This is a genomic window from Synechococcus lacustris str. Tous, from assembly GCF_003011125.1.
Lineage (GTDB): Bacteria > Cyanobacteriota > Cyanobacteriia > PCC-6307 > Cyanobiaceae > Synechococcus_D > Synechococcus_D lacustris.
Genome location: NZ_PXVC01000174.1, coordinates 1 through 1,608, shown reverse-complemented (window position 1 = coordinate 1,608; position 1,608 = coordinate 1). Strand labels below are relative to the sequence as shown.

The 1,608-nt window shown below is 48.7% G+C and carries 1 protein-coding gene; it reads right to left on the bottom strand.

Annotated elements, in window-relative coordinates; translation table 11 throughout:
* Nucleotides 1–320: 320 nt before the first annotated feature.
* A complete protein-coding gene (locus C7K08_RS13990; RefSeq protein ID WP_133165315.1) occupies nt 321–1,430 on the bottom strand; it encodes a site-specific integrase in 1,110 nt (369 codons plus the stop codon).
* Nucleotides 1,431–1,608: the final 178 nt, after the last annotated feature.

Below are 1,608 nucleotides of genomic sequence, written 5' to 3'. Positions count from 1 at the left end.
GAGTGCTCCCAGCCCGTGGCGATAGATCCATAGATCCTCAGGTTGGATGCKCCATGGCGTGTTGCTACTGCAAGTACCTGCGGTTTCAAGGCATCCAGCCGCTGGCGGATCGTAGTAGCAGCTGATCTAGTCATAACTTCAGGCTGATTTGATCGGCTTGCAGAGCTTCAGTTTCGCTCTTCTGAGCAGCCATGCTGTGCAAATGAGAGGTTGTTGAATATTGTTGTGTCCGTAAGGAGTTAACAGATGGATGGCACCCAGCTCTGGATACCTGTCTGTCATGCAGGAACTCTATTTTTGAGCTGATTAAGACATCAACTCTATTCGTTGCTCATTTTTGATATTCGCTCAAGTCTGGTTGCTGCTTGTTGGAACGCTGTATCAATTACGTCATCTCCGCACCACTTACTGTAGGCCGCCAGATGTGTTTCAAGGCTGTGACCCATTGCAGCGGCAGCAACTTTTGGTGGTAGTTCGCATATTAGATGTGCACGATGGGCGTAACCGTGCCTGGCTGAATAAAGCACTAGTTTTTCACCCGATTCTTCATATAGCTGTCTGAGCTCTACCCAGCGTTTGCGCCTCCGCATATAGACCCCTAAATCTTCAGCGCCATGACCTGGGCGCATTGGTGGAAGCGGTTGCTTTTTGAATTGCTTGACTAAATTCCAGTTTTCACTCCAGTCGTCGCATGGTAACAGTCGTAATGGTCTTKGTTTTGTTTCACCTCGACTAGTGCTTTTTCGGTAGTTACACCACAACCGGCCAGCTCGTAGTTCTAGGTGTTGAAGTTCTTCTGGTCTAAGCCCATAGGCCGAAAGTAATTGGAAGGCAAAGCGCCATCTGGAATCGGGTATTGCATCAACTAACTCCAGAATATGTTGAACTTCTATTGGTGTTGTTATCACTTTTGCTTCCCTTTTTCGACCAACAAATGCATTGAGCTCTAGTGGCGGAGCCCATTCCATACCAAGAAAGCCTTGATCCACGCCCCAGCGCAACAACGCGGCTGTTTGTTGTACCTGCATCTGACGCCCTCGGCAGCCCGGTTTTTTAGCCCACCTTTCGGTAATGGTTTCCAGTAATTCACGGGAATTTATTGGTGGTTTTTTCTTCTTAAATGTGGCAAGAAGTTCTGTGATCCTGCGTTGGTAAACACTCGTCCAGGTTTCAGGCTTTATTGCACCGCTACTTATTTTTTGAGCCTTGAATCGTTCTACTAGATCGGGCCAGTTAATTGGGCCTGTTAATGCATTTTCTAGGGAGTCATCGCTTGTGAGCGCTGCATTTATTGCTCTTTCGATTGGTATTCCCCCGCGATGAGCGGCGTGAATAGCCAACACGGCCTCTCGAATTGCATCTGTTTGGTCGTGCGACCACTGGAATGGCAGCAAAACTTGATGTCGACTGCCATTTGACTCAACAGTCAAGCGAGTGCGACCTCTTAGATCGGATACTCGCCAACCGCTACTTGTACCCCGCTGGAAAAGGGTTAGTCGCAAGCTTGACCTGAGAACCGATGCCCATGTAGCTGAGGCTCTAGGGCTGCCCATGTGAGCAAATATGTGAGCAAATCACCCTTTTAGGTTGGCACACAGAGGCGATGGT